Annotated in this window: 16 protein-coding genes; 14 read left to right on the top strand and 2 right to left on the bottom strand. The window is 72.2% G+C overall.

The window, feature by feature from the left end:
• Positions 1-302: 302 nt before the first annotated feature.
• Complete coding sequence (locus HCN08_RS14910; RefSeq protein ID WP_031518284.1) at positions 303-1,328, bottom strand: LacI family DNA-binding transcriptional regulator; 1,026 nt, start codon at positions 1,326-1,328, stop codon at positions 303-305.
• A 171-nt stretch (positions 1,329-1,499) separates the two neighbouring features.
• Between HCN08_RS14910 and HCN08_RS14905 the strand changes: the two genes are divergently transcribed.
• Entirely contained in the window at positions 1,500-3,767 is a 2,268-nt protein-coding gene (locus HCN08_RS14905; RefSeq protein WP_167983538.1) for a galactose-binding domain-containing protein, read from the top strand.
• Positions 3,768-3,802: 35 nt separating this feature from the next.
• Here the strand turns inward: HCN08_RS14905 and HCN08_RS14900 are convergent, their stop codons facing one another.
• Positions 3,803-5,101, bottom strand: a complete 1,299-nt coding sequence (locus HCN08_RS14900; protein WP_167983537.1) for a helix-turn-helix domain-containing protein — start codon at positions 5,099-5,101, stop codon at positions 3,803-3,805.
• Positions 5,102-5,528: 427 nt separating this feature from the next.
• Between HCN08_RS14900 and HCN08_RS14895 the strand changes: the two genes are divergently transcribed.
• From HCN08_RS14895 to HCN08_RS14835, 13 genes are all read left to right on the top strand, one after another.
• Positions 5,529-6,167: a hypothetical protein gene (locus tag HCN08_RS14895; RefSeq protein ID WP_167983536.1), complete on the top strand. Its 639-nt coding sequence runs from the start codon at positions 5,529-5,531 to the stop codon at positions 6,165-6,167.
• Between the two features lie 243 nt (positions 6,168-6,410).
• A complete protein-coding gene (locus HCN08_RS14890) occupies positions 6,411-8,195 on the top strand; it encodes a hypothetical protein (protein ID WP_167983535.1) in 1,785 nt (594 codons plus the stop codon).
• Between the two features lie 34 nt (positions 8,196-8,229).
• Positions 8,230-9,213: an ABC transporter ATP-binding protein gene (locus HCN08_RS14885; RefSeq protein WP_167983534.1), complete on the top strand. Its 984-nt coding sequence runs from the start codon at positions 8,230-8,232 to the stop codon at positions 9,211-9,213.
• A gap of 98 nt (positions 9,214-9,311) precedes the next feature.
• On the top strand, positions 9,312-10,040 hold the full coding sequence (locus HCN08_RS14880; RefSeq protein WP_167983641.1) for an MlaE family ABC transporter permease: 729 nt from the start codon (positions 9,312-9,314) through the stop codon (positions 10,038-10,040).
• A gap of 4 nt (positions 10,041-10,044) precedes the next feature.
• Positions 10,045-10,860 carry an MlaE family ABC transporter permease gene (locus tag HCN08_RS14875; protein WP_167983533.1) on the top strand — a complete coding sequence of 272 codons (816 nt, stop codon included), beginning with the start codon at positions 10,045-10,047 and terminating at the stop codon, positions 10,858-10,860.
• Positions 10,857-12,068, top strand: a complete 1,212-nt coding sequence (locus tag HCN08_RS14870) for an MCE family protein (protein ID WP_167983532.1) — start codon at positions 10,857-10,859, stop codon at positions 12,066-12,068. The genes HCN08_RS14875 and HCN08_RS14870 overlap by 4 nt, the downstream gene beginning before the upstream one ends.
• A complete protein-coding gene (locus tag HCN08_RS14865) occupies positions 12,065-13,096 on the top strand; it encodes an MCE family protein (protein WP_167983531.1) in 1,032 nt (343 codons plus the stop codon). The genes HCN08_RS14870 and HCN08_RS14865 overlap by 4 nt, the downstream gene beginning before the upstream one ends.
• Positions 13,093-14,196: an MCE family protein gene (locus HCN08_RS14860; protein WP_167983530.1), complete on the top strand. Its 1,104-nt coding sequence runs from the start codon at positions 13,093-13,095 to the stop codon at positions 14,194-14,196. The genes HCN08_RS14865 and HCN08_RS14860 overlap by 4 nt, the downstream gene beginning before the upstream one ends.
• Positions 14,193-15,323, top strand: a complete 1,131-nt coding sequence (locus HCN08_RS14855) for an MCE family protein (protein ID WP_167983529.1) — start codon at positions 14,193-14,195, stop codon at positions 15,321-15,323. Before HCN08_RS14860 ends, HCN08_RS14855 begins: the two co-directional genes overlap by 4 nt.
• Positions 15,320-16,474: an MCE family protein gene (locus HCN08_RS14850; RefSeq protein WP_167983528.1), complete on the top strand. Its 1,155-nt coding sequence runs from the start codon at positions 15,320-15,322 to the stop codon at positions 16,472-16,474. The genes HCN08_RS14855 and HCN08_RS14850 overlap by 4 nt, the downstream gene beginning before the upstream one ends.
• Positions 16,474-17,751 carry an MCE family protein gene (locus HCN08_RS14845; RefSeq protein WP_167983527.1) on the top strand — a complete coding sequence of 426 codons (1,278 nt, stop codon included), beginning with the start codon at positions 16,474-16,476 and terminating at the stop codon, positions 17,749-17,751. Before HCN08_RS14850 ends, HCN08_RS14845 begins: the two co-directional genes overlap by 1 nt.
• Before the next feature lie 17 nt (positions 17,752-17,768).
• Entirely contained in the window at positions 17,769-18,275 is a 507-nt protein-coding gene (locus HCN08_RS14840; protein WP_167983640.1) for a hypothetical protein, read from the top strand.
• Between the two features lie 20 nt (positions 18,276-18,295).
• Entirely contained in the window at positions 18,296-19,165 is an 870-nt protein-coding gene (locus HCN08_RS14835; RefSeq protein ID WP_167983526.1) for a hypothetical protein, read from the top strand.
• Positions 19,166-19,385: the final 220 nt, after the last annotated feature.

Raw genomic sequence — 19,385 nt, 5'->3', positions numbered from 1 at the left:
ACTGCGCGTCGTTGGACTGCGATCGGGACCCCCGCGGCGCATGATGCACATGATGTCCGGCGCAGGTGCAGCGCGACCGTCTCGGGTTGGCTCAACGTACTTAACCCGATAGATGTCCGCAAGATGTCGCGCGAATTTCGCAAAGACACGACTTGGTTACGAAGCCTGGTGAGCACGTCACGCAGCGGAGACGGCAGAGCGCGCAGATCCGGCACACCGGAGCCCGGTGCGCTGAGCTGCGCGCTCGCTGCCTGGGACCGCGTTTGCGGGCCCTGCACGGCCGGTACGGCGGCCAGGGGCGGCTAGGCGTTCGTACGCGCCTCCGGGTGCGGGATGCGGGCCGGGTGCGGGGCCGGGCCGGTGGAGCCGCGCACCACCAGTTCCGGCTCGAAGAACAGCTCGTCGTGGTCGACCGAGGCGCCGCTGATCTCGCCGGCCAGCAGGTCGACCGCGGCCCGGCCCATCGCCTCGATGGGCTGCCGCACCGTGGTCAGCGGCGGCTCGGTGCAGTTCATCAGCGAGGAGTCGTCGTAGCCGATGACCGACACGTCCTCCGGCACCGACAGCCGGCGCCGCCGGGCGGCCCGGATCGTGCCGAGCGCCAGCAGGTCGGAGGCGCAGATGAAGGCGGTGATGCCGCGGGCCAGCAGCCGGCTCGCGGCGGCCTGGCCGCCCTCCAGGGTGAACAGCGCGTGCTCCACCGTCACCGAGGGGTCCACCCGGCGGGCGGCGGCGAGCTTGCGGCGCGAGGGCACGTGGTCCGGCGGGCCCAGCACCAGCGCGATGCGCTGGTGGCCGAGCGACATCAGGTGGTTCATCGCCTGCTCGACCGCCACCGCGTCGTCGCAGGAGACCCGGGGGAAGTCCAGATGGTCGATCGCCGCGTTCATCAGCACGGTCGGCAGGTTGCGCTCGGCGAGCCGTGCGTAGTGGTCGTGCGGCGACTCGGCCTGGGCGTACAGCCCGCCGAAGAAGACCACCCCGGACACATGCTGCTGGAGCAGCAACTCCACGTAGTCGGCCTCGGACACGCCGCCCGCGGTCTGGGTGCACAGCACCGGCGTGAAGCCCTGCTGGGCCAGCGCGCCACCGACCACCTCCGCGAAAGCGGGGAAGATCGGGTTCTGCAGCTCGGGCATGACCATGCCGACCAGCCGGGCGCGTTCCCCGCGCAGCTGGGTGGGCCGTTCGTATCCGAGCACGTCGAGAGCGGTGAGGACCGCGGCCCGGGTCGCGTCGGAGACGCCGGGCTTTCCGTTCAGCACCCGGCTGACGGTGGCCTCGCTCACCCCGACCTTCTTTGCCACCTCGGCAAGTCGTCGTGTCATGGCGTCGATTCTAGTACAGGAGGCGCAAGATTCTTGCGGTGATTTTGCGGAATCTCTGCAAGTCATCCAAATTTTGCGAAACCTGGTCGACATATTGCTGTACCTCGTCGACGTCCCTAGGGTGTCGGGCGTCACACCAGCGACTCCCGTACGAAGGGAACCCCCCACCGCATGGACACCAGTCGTCACAGCAGCAGGTGGCTCGGCGCCGCCACCGCGGCGGCACTCGCCGCCGGCGGACTCGCCGTCACCGCCCTCGTCCCGCAGGCCAGCGCCGCCCCCACCGCGCAGGCCGTCTCGCCGTTCGCGGTCAGCGGCGGTGCCACCGTACCGTTCACCGAGTACGAAGCCGAGTCCGCGGCCACCAACGGCAGCCAGCTCGGCCCCGACTACACCCAGTCAACGGTCGCCTCCGAGGCATCGGGGCGCCGCGCGGTCACCCTCAGCGGCCAGGGCAAGTACGTCGAGTTCACCCTCAGCAAGGCCGCCAACGCCGTCGATGTCGCTGTCAACCTGCCGCGCGGCGCCTCCGGCACCATCTCGGTGTACGTCAACGGCGCCAAGATCTCCGGGAAGCTCGCGGTCACCTCGCAGTATTCCTACGTCGACACCGGCTGGATCGCCGGCTCCAAGACGCACCACTACTTCGACGACTCACGGCTGCTGCTCGGCCAGAACGTCGCCGCCGGCGGCAAGGTCAAGCTCCAGCTGGACGCGGGCGACACCGGCAGCGCCACCGTCGACGTCGCGGACTTCGAGCAGGTCGCGGGCGCCGCCACCCAGCCCGCGAACTCCGTCTCGGTCGTCAGCGACGGCGCCGACGCCAGCGGCAACGGCGACTCCACCCAGGCCTTCCGGCAGGCGATATCCGACGCCAAGGCACAGGGCAAGGAGGTCTGGATCCCGCCGGGCACCTTCCGGGTCACCTCGCAGATCCCGGCCGACGGCGTGACCCTGCGCGGCGCCGGCAACTGGTACTCCGTCGTGCGCAGTTCGCACTTCATCGACCAGACCTCGGCGGGCGGCAACACCAAGCTCTACGACTTCGCCGTCTTCGGCGACGTCAGCGTCCGCAACGACAACTCGCCCGACAACTTCGTCACCGGCAGCCTCGGCCCCAACTCCGTGGTGTCCGGCATGTGGATCCAGCGCGAGAAGGTCGGCCTGTGGCTGACCGGCAACAACGACAACCTCGTGGTGCAGAACAGCCGCATCATCGGCACCACCGCCGACGGCCTCAACCTCGACGGCAGCGCCCACAACGTCACCGTCAAGAACAACTTCCTGCGCAACCAGGGCGACGACTCGCTCGCCATGTGGTCGCTCGGCTCGCCCGACACCGGCAACACCTTCACCGGCAACACCATCGTGCAGCCCAACCTCGCCAACGGCATCGCGATCTACGGCGGCAGCAACAACACCGCCTCCAACAACGTGATCGCCGACACCAACGCGCTCGGCAGCGGTATCGCCATCTCCAACCAGGCCTTCCTGCAGCCCTTCAACCCGCTGTCCGGTACGGTCACCGTCTCCGGCAACACCCTCATCCGCACCGGCGCCCTCAACCCCAACTGGGGCCACCCGATGGGCGCGTTGCGCGTGGACTCCTACGACTACGCCATCAGCAACGACATCCGGATCAGCAACACCAGCTTCATCGACAGCCCGTACAGCGACTTCGAGTTCGTCTCCGGCGGCGGCCACGGCTATACCGTCTCCGGCGTGACGGTCAGCGGCGCGACCGCGAGCGGCACCGGCACCGTCGTGGTGCAGGCCGAGACGCCCGGCTCGGCGTCCTTCAGCAACGTCACCGCCACCAACACCGGCGCCACCGGCGTCTACAACTGCTCCTACCCGGCGAACCTGCCCGCCTTCAGCATCAACAAGGGCTCCGGCAACAGCGGTTGGGACGGCGTGTGGGGCAACTGCAGCACCTGGCCGCAGCCCGGCAGCGGTCCCGGCACCAGCGGCGGCAGCACCACCGGCGGCGGCACGGGCGGTACGACCCCGCCCCCGGCGAGCGGCAACCTCGCGCTGGGCCGCCCGGCGAGCGACACCGGCCACGCCGACGTCTACACCGCGGGCAACGCGGTCGACGGCAACGCCAACACGTACTGGGAGAGCACCAACAACGCCTTCCCGCAGTCGCTGACCGTCGACCTCGGCTCGGCGCAGAAGGTGGGCCGGCTCGTGCTCAAGCTGCCGCCGGCCAGCGCGTGGGCGACCCGTACCGAGACGCTGTCGGTGCTGGGCTCCACGGACAACTCCTCCTGGAGCACGCTGAAGTCGTCGGCCGGCTACACGTTCAACCCCTCCAGCGGCAACACCGCGACCATCACGCTGGGTTCGCCGAGCGTCCGCTACCTGCGGCTGACCTTCACCGGCAACACCGGTTGGCCCGCGGGCCAGTTGTCCGAGCTGGAGGCGTACGCCCCGTAGGGTCCGGGCTCCGTCAGGCGTACGCCTCGTAGGGCCTACGCCTCGTGGCCGGAGCCGGCATGCGACGGCGGGCGGCGGCGCTTCTGGGGGGTGCCGCCGCCCGCCGCCTTGCGCCGCGGGGAGCGGGCGCCGTCACCGCCGCCGTCGCGCAGGTGCAGCGCCCGTAACGCGATCTCGGTGGCGAACCGCTCGTCGGGACGGGTCAGCTGCTCGCCGAAGGCGCGCTCCAGGATGCGCATCCGGTAGCGCACCGTCTGCGGGTGGACGCCCAGCTGCTCGGCGATCTGCGCCGCGGTGCCCCGGGTCGTCAGCCAGATCCGCAGCGTGTCGACCAGCCGGGCCTGCTGCGCCGGGGTCAGCGCGGCCAGCGGCGCGAGGTAGCGGGCGGCCATCTGGTCGGCCAGCGCCGGGTCGCCCAGCAGCCACAGCGGCAGCAGATGGTCCTCGCACAGCAGCAACTGCCCGCCCGCCACCGCCCCGCTGCCGGCCAGCGACAGCGTCTGCCGCGCCCAGCGCAGCGAGTCCGCCGCCTCACCGAGCCCGGTGGTGAGCCCCACCGCGGCCCGGCAGCCGCCCAGCGCCTCGTCCAGGCACGCCCGGCGCTCCCCGGTCAGCGGCCCCGGCACCAGCAGATGCGGCTCGGGGTCGGCGAAGTCCGCGAGCATGTCGGCGTCCAGCGCCTGCCGCCGCGGCCGGGTGCCCGGGGCGAGCGCCACCATGGTCACCTCGTCCGGTAACCGCCACGCGCAGTGCTCGGCGAGTTCGGCCAGCGCGCTGCGGGCCACCGCGGTGCCGCCGAGGATCCGGCGCAGCAGCCGCCGGCGCCGGTTGTCCGGCTCCTCGCCGAGCTCGGCGAGCGCCTGCACGTAGCCCTCGCGGGAGAGCTCGGCCAGATCGCCCATGTACGCGAACAGCGCGTCGGCGAAGGTGAGCATGAAGGACGCCGACAGGTTGTAGCGGCGGCCGACCGCGCGCACCCGGCGCAGCGCCACCTGGCAGCCGATCCGGTAGGCGGCCTGGAGGTTGTCCAGGCTCCGGCCCTCGTACGCCTCGTAGCGGCCGAAGCGCCGGCACAGGTCGTCGCGCGCCGAGGTGGTCGCGGTGGGGGCGGCCACCCGGTCCACGAAACTGGCGATGCTCTGCTCGATGCCGAAGCGGATGACCTTGCTGTTCGGGCCTTCCAGGAGATGCCCGTATTCGGGGATCGCGGCGACGATTTCAGCCGCCATCTCTTTTAAAAGGCTCGGCAGTTCCGGGCGCATGACGGCGGCGAACTCCCGGGGTATGGGACCCGCGATCTCCCCTTGATCCGGGATCTGCCGCATGACGGACATCCCGCACCCCCTCCCGTACCGCCTCATCGCGTCGGTGGCCTCGCTGCAACATAGACCAAATGTGCAAGGCGCGCAGCCCCGCCGGTGGGCCGACGTTGTCAGCCGGGCGGGGACCGGGCCGCCGGGCGGCGGGCCGGGGCGGGCGAATGCTCACTCGCCGACAAAAGCCGGGGCTGCAATGTTGCCGCGGTGACAGAAAATTACCCGGCGGTAGCGTCCCAAGCGGAATCTTGGACGCGATTGTTGCGCCCCTCGGTTACCCGTGCGTAACGTCCAGCCCTGCAAGGGCACCCGAGGGAATCGGTGCCCCACGTTCCAGGTAGCAGTCGCAGCCGAATTCCGCCCCCCACGTGCGCCGCGGCGCGCATGCGCGGTTTCGGTTTATCAGGTACGTCGAACTCCTCGGTATCACGGAAGGAATCAGCCCATGCGCAAGCTCACCAGGGCGTTCACCGGTACGGCGGCCACGGGCGCGGCGATCGTCGCGGCCGTCGCGCTCGCCGCGGCCCCGGCCTTCGCCACCGTCAACACCGCGACGGTCAGCGGCAACACCAACTCCGACGGATCCTTCTCGGCCACCGCCACCGGCCCGACGCTGACCGACAGCAAGACCAAGGTCAAGCTCACCTGCGCCTCCGCCACGGCCTCCGGCATCGCCAAGAACGGCACCTACACCGCCGGCGCGCCCAACGCGATCTCGGTCGCCTCGCTGACCACCCTGAAGTGGAACCAGTGCACGATCAGCGGCATCGGCTTCTCGGTGACCGCCAACGCCACCCCGTGGAGCCTGAACGCCACCGGCGCCACCGACTCCACCGGGGACGTCACCCCCGGCTCCATCACCGGCGTCAACGCCTCGCTCACCGGCGCGTGCAACGCCACCGTCACCGGCGCGGTCACCGGCACGTACACCAACTCCACGCACACGCTGGCCATCAACGCCGGCAGCCTGACCGTCTCCGGCGTCAGCGGGCTGTGCCTGGGGCTGATCAACAACGGCGACGCGGTCGTCTACAACGCCAACTACGTCGTCACCCCGGCCACCCTCGCCGTCAACGCGACCTGAGGCCGGCCCCGTACCACCGAACCCCGGCGGGCACCCTTCCCGCCGGGGTTCGCCGTCCCCGCCCGCCGCGGCGCCGGCACTCACCCGGCGACAAGAACGGGCGGCCGGATTGTCACCGGTTGACAAGAAAAGCGCCCCTCGGCGGGCTCGCCGAAATCGCCCCGGTCGATCACTTGAACGGTCTTATTACCCGCTCGTAATGTCCGTGCGTCGCCGACGCGCCACCCAGAGGAGTCACAGTCGATGCGAGGTGCCGTGAACCCGCGCCGGGCGGCGCTGACGGCCGCCACGGCGTCGGTCGCCGTACTGGCCGGGATACTGCCCGGCACGCCCTCCGCGGCCTCGGGCCCGGGTGGCGCGGTCGCACTGGCTTACACCTGCGCGTTCTCGACGGGCGACGGCACCGGGCCGGCCGCCGGCACGACCGACTCCCCGACGCCCACCGCCGGGCCCGCGCCCTCCGCCGGCGCCCCGGTGACCGTGGAGGCCGCCGTCACCGTCCACCAGCGCTACCCCGCGACCGGCGCGGTCGGCGCCCGTATCCAGCCCGGCCCGCTCACCGTCGAGGTCGCCCTGGACGCGGACGCCGCCGGCGCGGTCCTGCCCGCGGGCGCGACCTCGGCCACCGCCGAGGCGTCGCTCACCGCCCGCGTCACGCAGGGCGGCTCCACCGCCGACGCGCTCTGGCCCGGCCTGCGGGCCGCCGCCACGCCCGCCGCGCACGGCCTGGACCTGACCTTCACCGGCGAGGCCGGCGCGCTCAGCGTCACCGCGCCGGGCACCGTCCGCTTCGACGCCGGGCGGCTGGACCTGGCCGTCCACGCCGCCGGCGACGCCACGACCCCGCCGGACACCCCGACGCCGACCGCTGAGCCCGGGGCCCCCGGCGGCACGCCGGACGGCACCGGGACGCCGGAGGGCGCCGCGACCACCGCCGCAGCCGCCCGCCCCGCCGTCACCGCCGCCGCCGAGCGCACCGCCCGTACCGCGGCCGGCCTCGCCGTCCCCGCCGCCGGCACCGGCGGCCTCACCGCCGCCTGCACGCCCGAGCCGGGCCAGGCCACCACCCTCGGCGAGGTCACCGTCACCCCGGCCGCGAGCCCCGCGGCCCCCGCGCCCACCGGCAGCACGCCGGCCGCGCCCGGCGCCCCGGGCGGCACCACCGGGACCGGGCCCACCACCCGGCACGGCACCATCGCCCTGGCCGAACCCCCGCACTCCGGCATCGACACCTGCCCGCCGCCGCCCACCGACGACCCCGACCAGGACCTCCTGGACTCGCTGCCGCGCCCGCCCGGCTCCTTCTTCATCCCGGTCGCCAAGGAGGACCGGCAGGCCGAATGCACCTTCCTCACCGGCCTGTCCAACGTCGGCAAGCTCGGCGGCGCCTCCGTCGTCAACGACCTGAACCACCATCCGGCCCTCACCAACGTGACGCAGACGGGCACCTGGATCGGCTTCCAGGAGGACGGCTCCCTCTACAGCGAGTTCGACTCCGTGGCCACCATGCAACTGCCGCCCGGCCCCTCCACCTTCCTGACGTTCGGCTTCATGCCGACCTCCGCCGTCATGACGCTCACCCAGGTCGGCCCGCTCACCCTGGTCATCGTCGGCAGCAGCGGCGACGACTACGTCACCACGACCACCGTCTACGGCAAGCTCCAACTGCGCCTGAGCCACATCGAGGTCAACGGCACCCCGCTCGACGTCGGGCCCGACTGCCGCACCGTCGAGCCGCTGGACATCAAGCTGCTCGGCATCGACCTGAGCAACACCGCCGGGGGCGGCGGTGTCATCAAGCCCACCGACTACAACGAGATCAGCGGCGGCCCGCTCTACCAGGACGAGCTCACCATCCCGCCGTTCACCGGCTGCACCGCCCACGGCGACGACGTCGACGCGCTGCTCACCGCGTCCATCTCCGGGCCCGGCAACTCGCTCAACCTCATCCAGGGGCCGCTGTGCATCCCGAGCGCCTTCCTCAACTGCGACCCCGAGATCGGCTACCCGACCCCGCCGCACCGCTGAGTCCGGCCCCGAACGCCCCAAGGAGGTGCGCCCCGTGGGAATCGAAGTGACCGTCGAAGGACTGACGAAGTCCTTCGGCAAGCAGACCGTCTGGCAGGACGTCACGCTCACCCTGCCGCCCGGCGAGGTCAGCGTCATGCTGGGCCCCTCCGGCACCGGCAAGACCGTCTTCCTCAAGTCGCTCATCGGGCTGCTCAAGCCCGAACGCGGCCGGGTCCTCGTCGACGGCGTCGACATGGTGGGCGGCAGTGAGCGCGACATCTACCGCACCCGCAAGCTGTTCGGCCTGATGTTCCAGGACGGCGCCCTGTTCGGCTCCATGAACCTCTTCGACAACATCGCCTTCCCCTTGCGCGAGCACACCCGCAAGAAGGAGAGCGAGATCCGCCGCGTCGTCATGGAGCGGATGGACATGGTCGGCCTGCTCGGCTCCGAGGCCAAGCTCCCCGGCGAGATCTCCGGCGGCATGCGCAAACGCGCCGGGCTCGCCCGCGCCCTGGTCCTGGACCCGCAGATCATCCTGTGCGACGAACCCGACTCCGGCCTGGACCCGGTGCGCACCTCCTACATCTCGCAGCTGCTGATCGACCTCAACGCGCAGATCGACGCGACCATGCTCATCGTCACCCACAACCTCGACATCGCCGCGACCGTGCCCGACAACATGGGCATGCTCTTCCGCCGCGAGCTGGTCGCCTTCGGCCCCCGCGAGGTGCTGCTGACCAGCGACATCCCGGTCGTACGGCAGTTCCTCAGCGGCCGTCGCGAAGGCCCCATCGGCATGGCCGAGGAGAAGGACGAGGCCACCCTCGCCGCCGAGCAGCTCGCCGGGACCGCCACCGCGCCGCCCCCGCCGACCCGGCTCGTACCGCAGCTGGAGCCGAGCCCCGGCCTGCCGCCGCGGCAGGCCGTGCAGCGGCGCCGGGCGCGGGTGCTGGGCATGTGGGACCAGCTGCCCGCCGCCGCCCGCACCGCCGCGCAGACCGGCCTGAGCCCCGTACAGGGAGAGCCGGCATGAGCGCTCCGGTACGGCTGCGCGACCCCGCGCGGCGCCGCGGCCCGGCCGGGCGGCGGGAGATCCCCGGCACCGGCGCGCTGCGGCAGACCGGGCAGCTCATGACGCTCGCCGCGACCACCGTCCGGGACACCTTCCGGCGGCCCTTCCAGGTCCGCGAGCTCATCGAGCAGTTCTGGTTCGTGGCCAGCGTGACGATCCTGCCCGCCGCGCTGGTGTCGATCCCGTTCGGCGCCGTCATCGCCCTCCAGGTCGGCTCGCTCACCCAGCAGCTCGGCGCGCAGTCCTTCACCGGCGGCGCCAGCGTCCTCGCCGTCATCCAGCAGGCCAGCCCGCTCATCGTGGCGCTGCTCATCGCCGGCGCCGGCGGCAGCGCCATCTGCGCCGACCTCGGCTCGCGCAAGATCCGCGAGGAGCTGGACGCGATGGAGGTCATGGGCGTCTCGCCCGTCCAACGCCTCGTCGTGCCACGGGTGCTGGCCACCATGCTGGTCGCGGTGCTGCTCAACGGCCTGGTGTCGGTCGTCGGCACCGCCGGCGGCTACTTCTTCAACGTCGTGATCCAGCACGGCACTCCGGGCGCCTACCTGTCCAGCTTCTCCTCGCTCGCCCAGCTGCCCGACCTCTACATCAGCGAGATCAAGGCGCTGGTCTTCGGCTTCATCGCCGGCATCGTCGCCGCCTACCGCGGCCTCAACCCCCGCGGCGGGCCCAAGGGCGTCGGCGACGCCGTCAACCAGTCCGTCGTCATCACCTTCCTGCTGCTGTTCGTCGTCAACGTCGTGATCACCGCGATCTACCTGCAACTCGTCCCGCAGAAGGGGGCCTGAGCCGATGGCACTGCTCGACCGCCCCCTGCGCTGGCTCGACGAGACCGGCGACCACTTCATCTTCCACGTCACTGCCGTGCTGTGGATCCCCCGCACCCTGCGCCGCTACCTGCGGGAGGTCCAACGCCTGCTCGCCGAGGTCGCGTTCGGCAGCGGCGGGCTCGGCGTCATCGGCGGCACCGTCGGCGTGATGATCGGCATGACGCTCGCCACCGGCACCGTCGTCGGCCTCCAGGGCTACGCGGCCATGAACCAGCTCGGCACCGCCGCCTTCACCGGCTTCATCTCCGCCTACTTCAACACCCGCGAGATCGCCCCGCTGGTGGCCGGCCTCGCCCTGTCGGCCACCGTCGGCGCCGGCTTCACCGCCCAACTCGGCGCCATGCGCATCAACGAGGAGGTCGACGCCCTGGAGGGCATGGGCATCCGCTCCATGCCGTACCTGGTCAGCACCCGCATCATCGCCGGCGTCGTGGCGATCGTGCCGCTGTACGGCGTCGGCCTGCTCAGCAGCTACGCCGCCTCCCGGCTGGTGACCGTCTTCTTCAACGGCCAGTCACCGGGCACCTACGACCACTACTTCACCCTCTTCCTGTCGCCCACCGACGTGCTGCTGTCCGCCCTGAAGGTGCTGATCTTCAGCGTCATCGTGATCCTCGCGCACTGCTACTACGGCTACACCGCCAAGGGCGGCCCGGCCGGCGTCGGCATCGCGGTCGGCCGGTCGGTGCGCAACGCCATCGTCATCATCTCGGTGACCGACTTCTTCCTGTCGCTTGCGCTGTGGGGCGCCACCACGACCGTGCGGGTGGCCGGATGAACGCCGGACGGGCCGGCCGGCGCACCGCCGGCATCGTCTTCCTGCTGGTGCCCGCGCTGCTGGCGTGGCTCGCGGTGGCCGTCTACGACAAGGACTTCAGCGACGACGCGACGCTGACCGTGCTGACCGGCAGCGTCGGCAACGAGATGCACCCCGGCGCCGACGTCAAGGTCCGCGGTGTCGTCGTCGGCCGGGTCAGCGCCATCCACGCCGACGGGCAGGGCGCCCGGCTCACCCTCGCCGTCGACAGGGACCAGCTGCGCCGCATCCCCGCCGGCGTCACCGCCCAGATGCTGCCCACCACCCTCTTCGGCGCCCGCTACGTCGCCCTCGTGCCGCCCGCCGGCGCCCGGCCCGGCGGCGCCACGCTGCGGGCCGGCGGCACCATCCCGCAGGACCGCTCGAAGGACGCCGTCGAGCTGCAGCAGGTCCTCGACAACGTCATGCCGCTGCTGACCGCCGTCCAGCCGCAGAAACTCGCCGCGACCCTCGGCGCCGTCGCCACCGCCCTCGACGGCCGCGGCACGCAGCTCGGCACCACGCTGGTCGACCTCGACACCTACCTGCGCAAGCTCAACCCCGAACTGCCCGCCCTCACCGACGACATCAAGCAGCTCGTCACCGTCAGCCACGTCTACGCCGACGCCGCCCCCGACCTCGTGCAGGCCCTCACCGACCTGACCAGGACCAGCGGCACCATCGCCGAGGAGCGCGCCGGCCTCGACACGCTCTACGGCACCACGACCGGCACCGCCCAGGACCTCACCACCTACCTGCGGCAGAACAGCCCCAACCTCATCCGCCTGGCCGCCGGCAGCCGCGGCACCCTCGGCCTGCTCGCGCAGTACGCCCCGTCATTCCCGTGCACCCTGCGCACCCTCGCCGACTTCGTGCCCGTCATGGACAAGGCCCTCGGCAAGGGCACCCACGAGCCCGGCCTGCATGTCGACGTCACCAGCGTCGCCTCGCGCGGCGCCTACCAGCCCGGCAAGGACACCCCGCGCTACGACGCGAGCGGCGGCCCGCAGTGCTACCCCGTGCCGTACACCGGCAAGGGCACCACCCCCACGGCCAACTCCCCGCAGGAGAACGAGCTGATCAACGAACTCCTCGCGCCGGGCGCCGGCACCGACCCCGCCGCGCTGCCCGACTGGGGCAGCCTGCTGACCGGGCCGGTCTTCCGCGGGGCGGAGGTGACCGTCGAGTGAAGCGCCGCAGCCTGACCGGCCCCATCGTCAAGTCGCTGATCTTCGTCCTGGTCACCGCGCTCGCCACCACCGTGCTCGCGGTCAGCATCGCCGGCGCCGGCGTCGGCGACACCCGCGGCTACAACGCGCTGTTCACCGACACCACCGGCCTGATGTCCGGCGACAGCGTACGCATCGCCGGTGTCAAGGTCGGCCAGGTCGACTCCATCACCGTCTACCGGCACAACCTCGCCAAAGTGCACTTCTCCGTGCAGCGCGAACGCACCCTGCCGCAGTCCGCGAGCCTGACCATCAAGTACCTCAACCTGGTCGGCCAGCGCTACATCGACCTGGAGCAGGGCACCGGGCCGGTCGGCCGGACCCTGCAACCCGGCCAGACCATCCCGCTCGACCACACCACACCCGCGCTGGACCTCACCCAGCTCTTCGACGGCTTCCAGCCGCTCTTCGAGGGCCTGTCGCCCAAAGAGGTCAACCAACTCGCCGGCGAGATCGTCCAGGTGCTCCAGGGCGAGGGCGGCACCGTCGACAGCCTCATCGGCAGCATCGGCTCGCTCACCACCACGCTGGCCGCCAAGGACCAGGTCATCGGCCAGGTCATCGACAACCTCAACAGCGTGCTCGCCACCGTCAACTCCCGCGAGGCGAACTTCAACGACCTCGTCACCACCCTCCAGCAGCTCGTCACCGGCTTCGCCGGCGACCGCGAGCCCATCGGCCAGTCCATCACCGCGATCTCCCGACTCACCACCAGCACCGCGGACCTGCTGACGCAGGGACGCGCACCGCTCAAGCAGTCCATCGCCCAGCTCGGCAGGCTCTCCACCAACCTCGGTGACGCCACACCCCAGTTGCAGGACTTCCTGGTCAAGACCCCGCAGAAATTCCAGGCCATCGGGCGGCTGTCGTCCTACGGCTCCTGGCTCAACCTCTACCTGTGCCAGGCCACCGTCGGCGGCGTCACCACCTCCGACGGCAGCGCGCCGCCGACCGGCATAGCGATCACCGAATCGAGGTGCCGGTCATGAACCGCCCGCATCTCCCGCAACTCCCGCGCTCTGTACGGCCGGGGCGGCTGCGCCGGGACCGCGCCGACCGCGGCCGGCCCCTCTTCCGGCCGCTGCGCGAGCGCAACCCCGTCGCCGTGGGCGCCGCCGGGCTGCTGGTGCTCGTGCTGCTCGCGCTCGTCGCCTACAACGCCGACGCGCTGCCCGTCATCGGCGGCGGCACCACCTACTCCGCCGACTTCACCGAAGCCGCGGGCCTGCGGACCGGCAACGAAGTACGCGTCGCCGGCGTCAAGGTCGGCAAGGTGACGGGCGTGGCGCTCGACGGCGACCAGGTCGAGGTCACCTTCAAGGTCCGGCACACCTGGGTCGGCGACGCCAGCACCGCCGCCATCGGCATCAAGACGCTGCTCGGCGAGAAATACCTGGCCCTGGACCCGCTCGGCAGCCGTGAGCAGGACCCCGGCCGCACCATCCCCAAGAGCCGCACCACCTCCCCGTACGACGTCACCCAGGCCTTCGACGGGCTGGGACAGACGCTCGGCGCCATCGACACCCAGCAGCTCGCGGCGAGCTTCCGGACCCTCTCCGACACCTTCAAGGACACCCCGGCCTCCGTGCGCAGCGCCGCCGACGGACTGTCCGCGCTGTCGCAGACCATCTCCAGCCGGGACGCCGCACTCGCCCAGCTCCTCAGCGGCAGCAAGCAGCTCACCCAGACCATCGCCGGCCAGAACAGCCGCTTCCAGAGCCTCATCTCCGACGGCGACCTGCTGCTCGGCGAGATCCAGCAGCGCCGCGACGCCATCCACGCGCTGCTCACCGGCACCCAGGACCTCGGCACCCAGCTCAGCGGCCTGGTCGCCGACAACAACCGGCAGCTCGGCCCGACCCTCGACGCCCTCGACCGGGTCACGGACGTCCTGCTCGCCAACCAGTCCAGCCTCGACCAGGCCCTCGCGCTCGCCGGCCCCTACTACCGGCTGGTCGGCAACACCCTCGGCAACGGCCGCTGGTTCGACAGCTACCTGTGCGGGCTGCTGCCCAAGAGCTACCTGCCTGCCGGCACCCCGCCCGCGCAGGGCTGCTTGCCGCCCAAGGCGACGGGAGGAGCCAAGTGAGGATCCCGCGCGGCATCCCGGCCCGCGTACTGGTGACCGCCGTCGTCCTGGCGCTGGTCGCCGCCGGCGCCGTCACCGCCGGCTTCGCCGCCTTCGGTGGGCCCGGCGGCAAGCACATCACCGCCTACTTCGACCGTACGGTCGGCGTCTACAAGGGCTCCGACCTGCGCATCCTCGGCGTCACGGTGGGCCGGGTCGAAGCGGTGACGCCCCGGGGCACGCAGGTCGAGGTGCGGCTGCGGCTCGACCACGGCGTCAAGGTGCCCGCGGACGCCGGCGCCGTCGTCGTCGCCCCCAGCGTCGTCGCCGACCGCTACGTCCAGCTCACCCCCGCCTACACCGGCGGCCCGCAGATCAAGGACCACGCCGTCATCACCGCGGCCCACACCGCGACACCCGTCGAGATCGACCAGCTCTACGACAGCGTCACCCAGCTCAGCGACGCCCTCGGCCCGAACGGCGCCAACACCACCGGCGCGCTCTCCCAGCTCCTCGACGTGGGAGCGGCGAACCTCGACGGCAACGGCAAGGCCATCGGCGACAGCATCACCCAGCTCGGCCAGGCGTCGAAGACCCTCGACAGCCACAGCGACGACCTGTTCGCCAACCTCGCCTACCTCCAGTCCTTCACCGGCATGCTCAAGACCAACGACGGCAAGGTGAAGGCCGCCGCCGACCAACTCGCCACCGTCACCGGCTTCCTGGCCGCCGACAAGCAGGATCTCGGCGGCGCGCTCCAGCAGTTGTCCACCGCGCTCGGCCAGGTCAAGTCGTTCATCGACACCAACCGGGCGCGGCTGAAGACCAGCATCGACAAACTCCAGCCCCTCACGCAGACATTGGTCGACCAGCGGGCCTCGCTCGCCGAACTCCTCGACACCGCGCCGCTCGCCGCGGACAACCTGCTCAACGCCTACGACCCGGCGCACCGCGTCATCGACGGCCGCACGAACATCAACGAGCTGAGCGGGGGCGGGACTTCGCCGGCCCGGACGCCATCCGGGACGGCGGCGGCCCGGACGCAGCCCGGGACGACGGCCGCCGCGCCCGCCGGCAAGGACACCGCGGGCCTGCCGCTGCCCTTCCCCGCCGTGGGGGACGCCACCACCGAGGGGGCCGCGCGATGAGCCGACGCCGTACGACCACCACCGCCGCCGCGGCTGCGCTGCTCGGCCTCGCCCTGACCGGCTGCTCCGTCGGCGGGGTGCAGAGCCTGCCGCTGCCCGGCGGCGCCGACCTCGGCGGCCACCCGTACACCGTCAGGGCGCAGTTCGCCGACGTCCTCGACCTCGTGCCGCAGGCGTCGGTACGCGTCAACGACGTCGCCGTCGGCCGGGTCACCTCGATCAAGGTCGCCGGCGACGGCTGGTCCGCGCTGGTCACCATGAAGGTCAACGGCGACGTCCGGCTGCCCGCCAACGCCTACGCGCACCTGGAGCAGTCCAGCCTGCTCGGCGAGAAGTACGTGCAACTGTCCGCGCCGCCGGCCGCCGAGGGCTCCCACGGGCAGCTCAAGGGCGCCCCGGTGATCCCCGAGACGCACACCAACCGCAACCCCGAGGTCGAAGAGGTCTTCGGCGCCCTGTCGATGCTGCTCAACGGCGGCGGCATCCAGCAGCTCAAGACCATCGACACCGAGCTGGACAAGGCGCTTTCGGGCAACGAGCCGCAAGTGCGCGACATGCTCGGCCAGGTAGACACGCTCGTCACCCGACTCGACACCCACAAGCAGGACATCACCGACGCGCTCGACGGCGTCAACGAGCTGTCCGCGACGCTCGCCACCCGCGACCAGAAGATCGGCGCGGTGCTCACCGGCCTCAGCCCCGGCCTGAAGGTCCTCGACGAGCAGCGCGGCTCGCTCGTCACCATGCTGCGCGCCCTCGACACCCTCTCGGGCGTCGCCGTCGACACCGTCAACCGGAGCAAGGACGACATGGTCGCCGACCTCAAGGCCCTCGCGCCCACCCTGCAACGGCTCGCCGACTCCGGCAAGGACCTGCCCGACTCGCTCCAGGTGCTGCTCACCTACCCCTTCACCGACGAGGTCCTGAACGGCGTCAAGGGCGACTACCTCAACGTCTACCTCGACCTGACCGCCGTGCCCGGCACCGAGCTGATCCCGATCCTCACGCACGACCAGAACGTCTACGACCCGGTGCCGCTGAGGAAGTCCGCGCCGGGCGCGAAGAAGGGGTCCGGCGGTGCTGCCACCCCGCGGCTGCCGCTGCAACTCCCGCTGCCGCTGCCCTCGGTGACCACGACGGGGGTGCGCTGATGCTCACCCGGGCCACCATCGCCAAGAACATCGCCTTCCTGCTGGTCGCCGTGCTCGTCCTCGGCTACACCGGCGTCCACTACGCCGACCTCGGCCGCTACGCCGGCGTCCACGACTACTACACCGTCCGGGTCGAACTCCCCGAGACCGGCGGCCTGTTCGAGCACTCCGACGTCACCTACCGGGGTGTGTCGGTGGGCCGGGTCGGGCCCATCCGGCTCACCCCGGACGGCGTCGAGGCGGACCTGCGCATCGACCACTCCGCGCCGCACATCCCGCAGCGCCTCACCGCCGTCGTCGCGAGCCTGTCGGCGGTCGGCGAGCAGTACATCGACCTCCGGCCCAGCACCGACAAGGGCCCCTACCTGCACGACGGTTCACGCGTCGAGCAGGCATCGACGCAAGTGCCGGCACCCGTCACGAACCTGCTCACCAGCGTCAACAACCTCGCCGGGTCCGTGCCGTTGGAGTCGCTGCGGACGGTCGTCGACGAGTTCGGGAAGGTCTTCGACGGGCAGGCCGACAACCTCCAGTCGCTGCTGGACACCAGCGGCGACTTCATCTCCGCGGCCGACCGCAACCTCCCGGCGGACACGCAACTCGTCGTGGACGGGCAGACGGTGCTGCACACGCAGGCCGACGAGGGCGCCGCGATCAGGTCCTTCGCGGACAGCGCCCAGCAACTCGCCGCGCAACTCGACACCTCCGACGCGGACCTGCGGCGGCTCATCACCGCCGCGCCGGACGCGGCCACGCAGGTCAGCGCGCTGCTGCGGGACGTCGGGCCGCAGCTCAGCGTGGTGCTCGCGAACCTCCTCACGACCTCCGACATCGCCGCGACCCGGCAGAACGGCATCGAGGAGTATCTGGTCCGGGTGCCGGCCGTCGTCGCCGCGGGCTCGTCCGCCGTCGATTCCAAGGGGCTGCACTTCGGCATGGCCGTCACCTTCTTCAACCCGCTGCCCTGCACGTCCGGTTACGGCGGCACGGCCTACCGCAACGGCCTGGACACGAGCGCGCCGGCGGTCGCCTTCAACACCGCGGCCCGCTGTACGGAGCCGGCCTCGTCCGGCACGGATGTGCGCGGCTCGGCGCATGCGCCGGGCGGCGGCGGCGTCCCGGCTCCGGCGGAGCCCGGGTCCGTACTGCCGACGCGGGCGGCTGCGGCGGCTCAACCCGCGATGGCGGGGCCGCAGTTGCCGGGCGCTCTTGCGCTGCCGGCGCTGCCGCCGGGTGGGCCCTCGGACCTGGCGGGGCTGCTGGGGGTGGCGCGGTGAGGAGGTTACGCGTGCGGATGCGGGTGCCGGGGCGTGTGGTGTGGGCCGCGGCGTGGACGGCCGCCGTCGTGGCGTGCGGGCTCGGCGTGTGGTCGTACGCCGCCACGCGCGGCGACGACGCGCTGAGCTACGGCAAGGCGCGGGACGCCGCGCTCGCCGACGGCCGGCTGGACATCGCCCGGCTCAACACGGTGGACGCGAGCCGCGCGGCGGCCGACCTCGACGCATGGCTGGACGTCACGGCGGGCCCGCTGCACGACCGGATGACCGCCACGCACAGCGCCGACACGGCGACCGTCAGGCAGTCCGGCACCTCGACGAAGGGCACGGTCACGGACGCGGCGGTCACGGAGCTGGACACCCGGGCGGGCACGGCCAAGCTCATCGCCACGGTCGAGGTCCACCTCACCCCGCGCTCGGGCGCCGCCACGACCGACCGCAAACGCTTCGAGGCGGGCCTGTCGCACACGTCCACCGGCTGGAAGCTGACCGCCCTCACGGCGGTACCGGTCGGGGCGAGCTGAGGGGAGGGGGAGTGGCGAAGGTGACGACGACAGAGCAGAAGCGGACGGAGTCCGCGGCTGCGGATGACGCGGGGCTTGCGGAGTCCGCCGAGTCCGGGGGGTCGGCTGCCGCGGGGCTTGCGGAGTCCGCCGGCTCCGGGGCGGAGGCTGCCGGGCCGGGCGAGGCGGGGGCGGGCCTCGCGGAGGCCGGCGGCTCTGCGGCGGGGGAGAGGGCCGGACTTGCGGAGGCCGGCGGTGCGGAGGGCGCGGAGGGCGGGCCCGGTGCGGCTGGGGGCTCCGGGGGCGGGGCCGGGCGAGTCGCCGGGACCGGGGCCGTACTCCGCCTCGCGGCCAAGTCCGCGGCTCTCGTGCGGCGTTGGCGCGGGCACGTACGGCTGCCGCAGGTCGTGCGGCGGAATCCGCGGCGGGCCGCCGCGCTCGCCGGCATCGTCGCGCTGCTGCTCACCGGCGGCGGATTCGCCCTCGCAGCCCAGCAGTTGCAGGACCCGGGCGCGGAGCGCAACCACGCGCTGACCGACACCGGGGCCACCAGCCGGCTCACCGGTGACGTCAGCGACGCGCTGAGCCGGATCTTCGGCTACACGCCCGAGGACACGCGGTCCACCGAGCAGGCCGCCCACGACACGCTGGAGGGCGCGGCGGCCACGCAGTACCAGCAGCTCTTCGCGCAGATCCGCGACCAGGTGGCCGCGCAGCAACTCACCCTCAGCACCAGGGTCGTGCGCTGCGCGGTGGTCTCCCTCACCGGTGACCGGGCCCGGCTGCTGATCTTCCTCGACCAGACCGCCCAGCGCGCCGGCGCCGCCGCCACCAGCGCGGCGGCCCAACTGTCCGTCCAGGCCCACCTGGTGGCCGGCCACTGGCGGATCACGGAACTCAAGGCCCGGTAGGAGAAGCCCCGATGGCACGCACGCCGCACCCCCCGGAAGACCCCGCGCCCCCGAGCGCCGCCCCGGCCCCGGACCATGCCTCCGAGCCCGGGGAGCCGGGCGGGACCGAGCGCGGTAAGGCCGATCGCACAGAGCCGGAGGAGCCGGACGGGACCGAGCCGCCCGAGCCCGCCCGGAGCGAGCCCGCCGCCCCGGACCGGCCCGAGCGCAAGCGCGGCCG

It is taken from the genome of Actinacidiphila epipremni, from assembly GCF_012034175.1.
Taxonomy (GTDB): Bacteria; Actinomycetota; Actinomycetes; order Streptomycetales; family Streptomycetaceae; genus Actinacidiphila; species Actinacidiphila epipremni.
This window is presented reverse-complemented; position numbering and strand designations above follow the sequence as displayed.

Excerpts from the sequence above, each read along its gene's own strand:
- HCN08_RS14910 (WP_031518284.1), bottom strand. The coding sequence starts at position 1,328 with ATGACACGACGACTTGCCGAGGTGGCAAAGAAGGTCGGGGTGAGCGAG.
- HCN08_RS14905 (WP_167983538.1), top strand. The coding sequence starts at position 1,500 with ATGGACACCAGTCGTCACAGCAGCAGGTGGCTCGGCGCCGCCACCGCG.
- HCN08_RS14900 (WP_167983537.1), bottom strand. The coding sequence starts at position 5,101 with ATGTCCGTCATGCGGCAGATCCCGGATCAAGGGGAGATCGCGGGTCCC.
- HCN08_RS14895 (WP_167983536.1), top strand. The coding sequence starts at position 5,529 with ATGCGCAAGCTCACCAGGGCGTTCACCGGTACGGCGGCCACGGGCGCG.
- HCN08_RS14890 (WP_167983535.1), top strand. The coding sequence starts at position 6,411 with ATGCGAGGTGCCGTGAACCCGCGCCGGGCGGCGCTGACGGCCGCCACG.
- HCN08_RS14880 (WP_167983641.1), top strand. The coding sequence starts at position 9,312 with ATGACGCTCGCCGCGACCACCGTCCGGGACACCTTCCGGCGGCCCTTC.
- HCN08_RS14875 (WP_167983533.1), top strand. The coding sequence starts at position 10,045 with ATGGCACTGCTCGACCGCCCCCTGCGCTGGCTCGACGAGACCGGCGAC.
- HCN08_RS14870 (WP_167983532.1), top strand. The coding sequence starts at position 10,857 with ATGAACGCCGGACGGGCCGGCCGGCGCACCGCCGGCATCGTCTTCCTG.
- HCN08_RS14860 (WP_167983530.1), top strand. The coding sequence starts at position 13,093 with ATGAACCGCCCGCATCTCCCGCAACTCCCGCGCTCTGTACGGCCGGGG.
- HCN08_RS14850 (WP_167983528.1), top strand. The coding sequence starts at position 15,320 with ATGAGCCGACGCCGTACGACCACCACCGCCGCCGCGGCTGCGCTGCTC.
- HCN08_RS14845 (WP_167983527.1), top strand. The coding sequence starts at position 16,474 with ATGCTCACCCGGGCCACCATCGCCAAGAACATCGCCTTCCTGCTGGTC.
- HCN08_RS14840 (WP_167983640.1), top strand. The coding sequence starts at position 17,769 with ATGCGGGTGCCGGGGCGTGTGGTGTGGGCCGCGGCGTGGACGGCCGCC.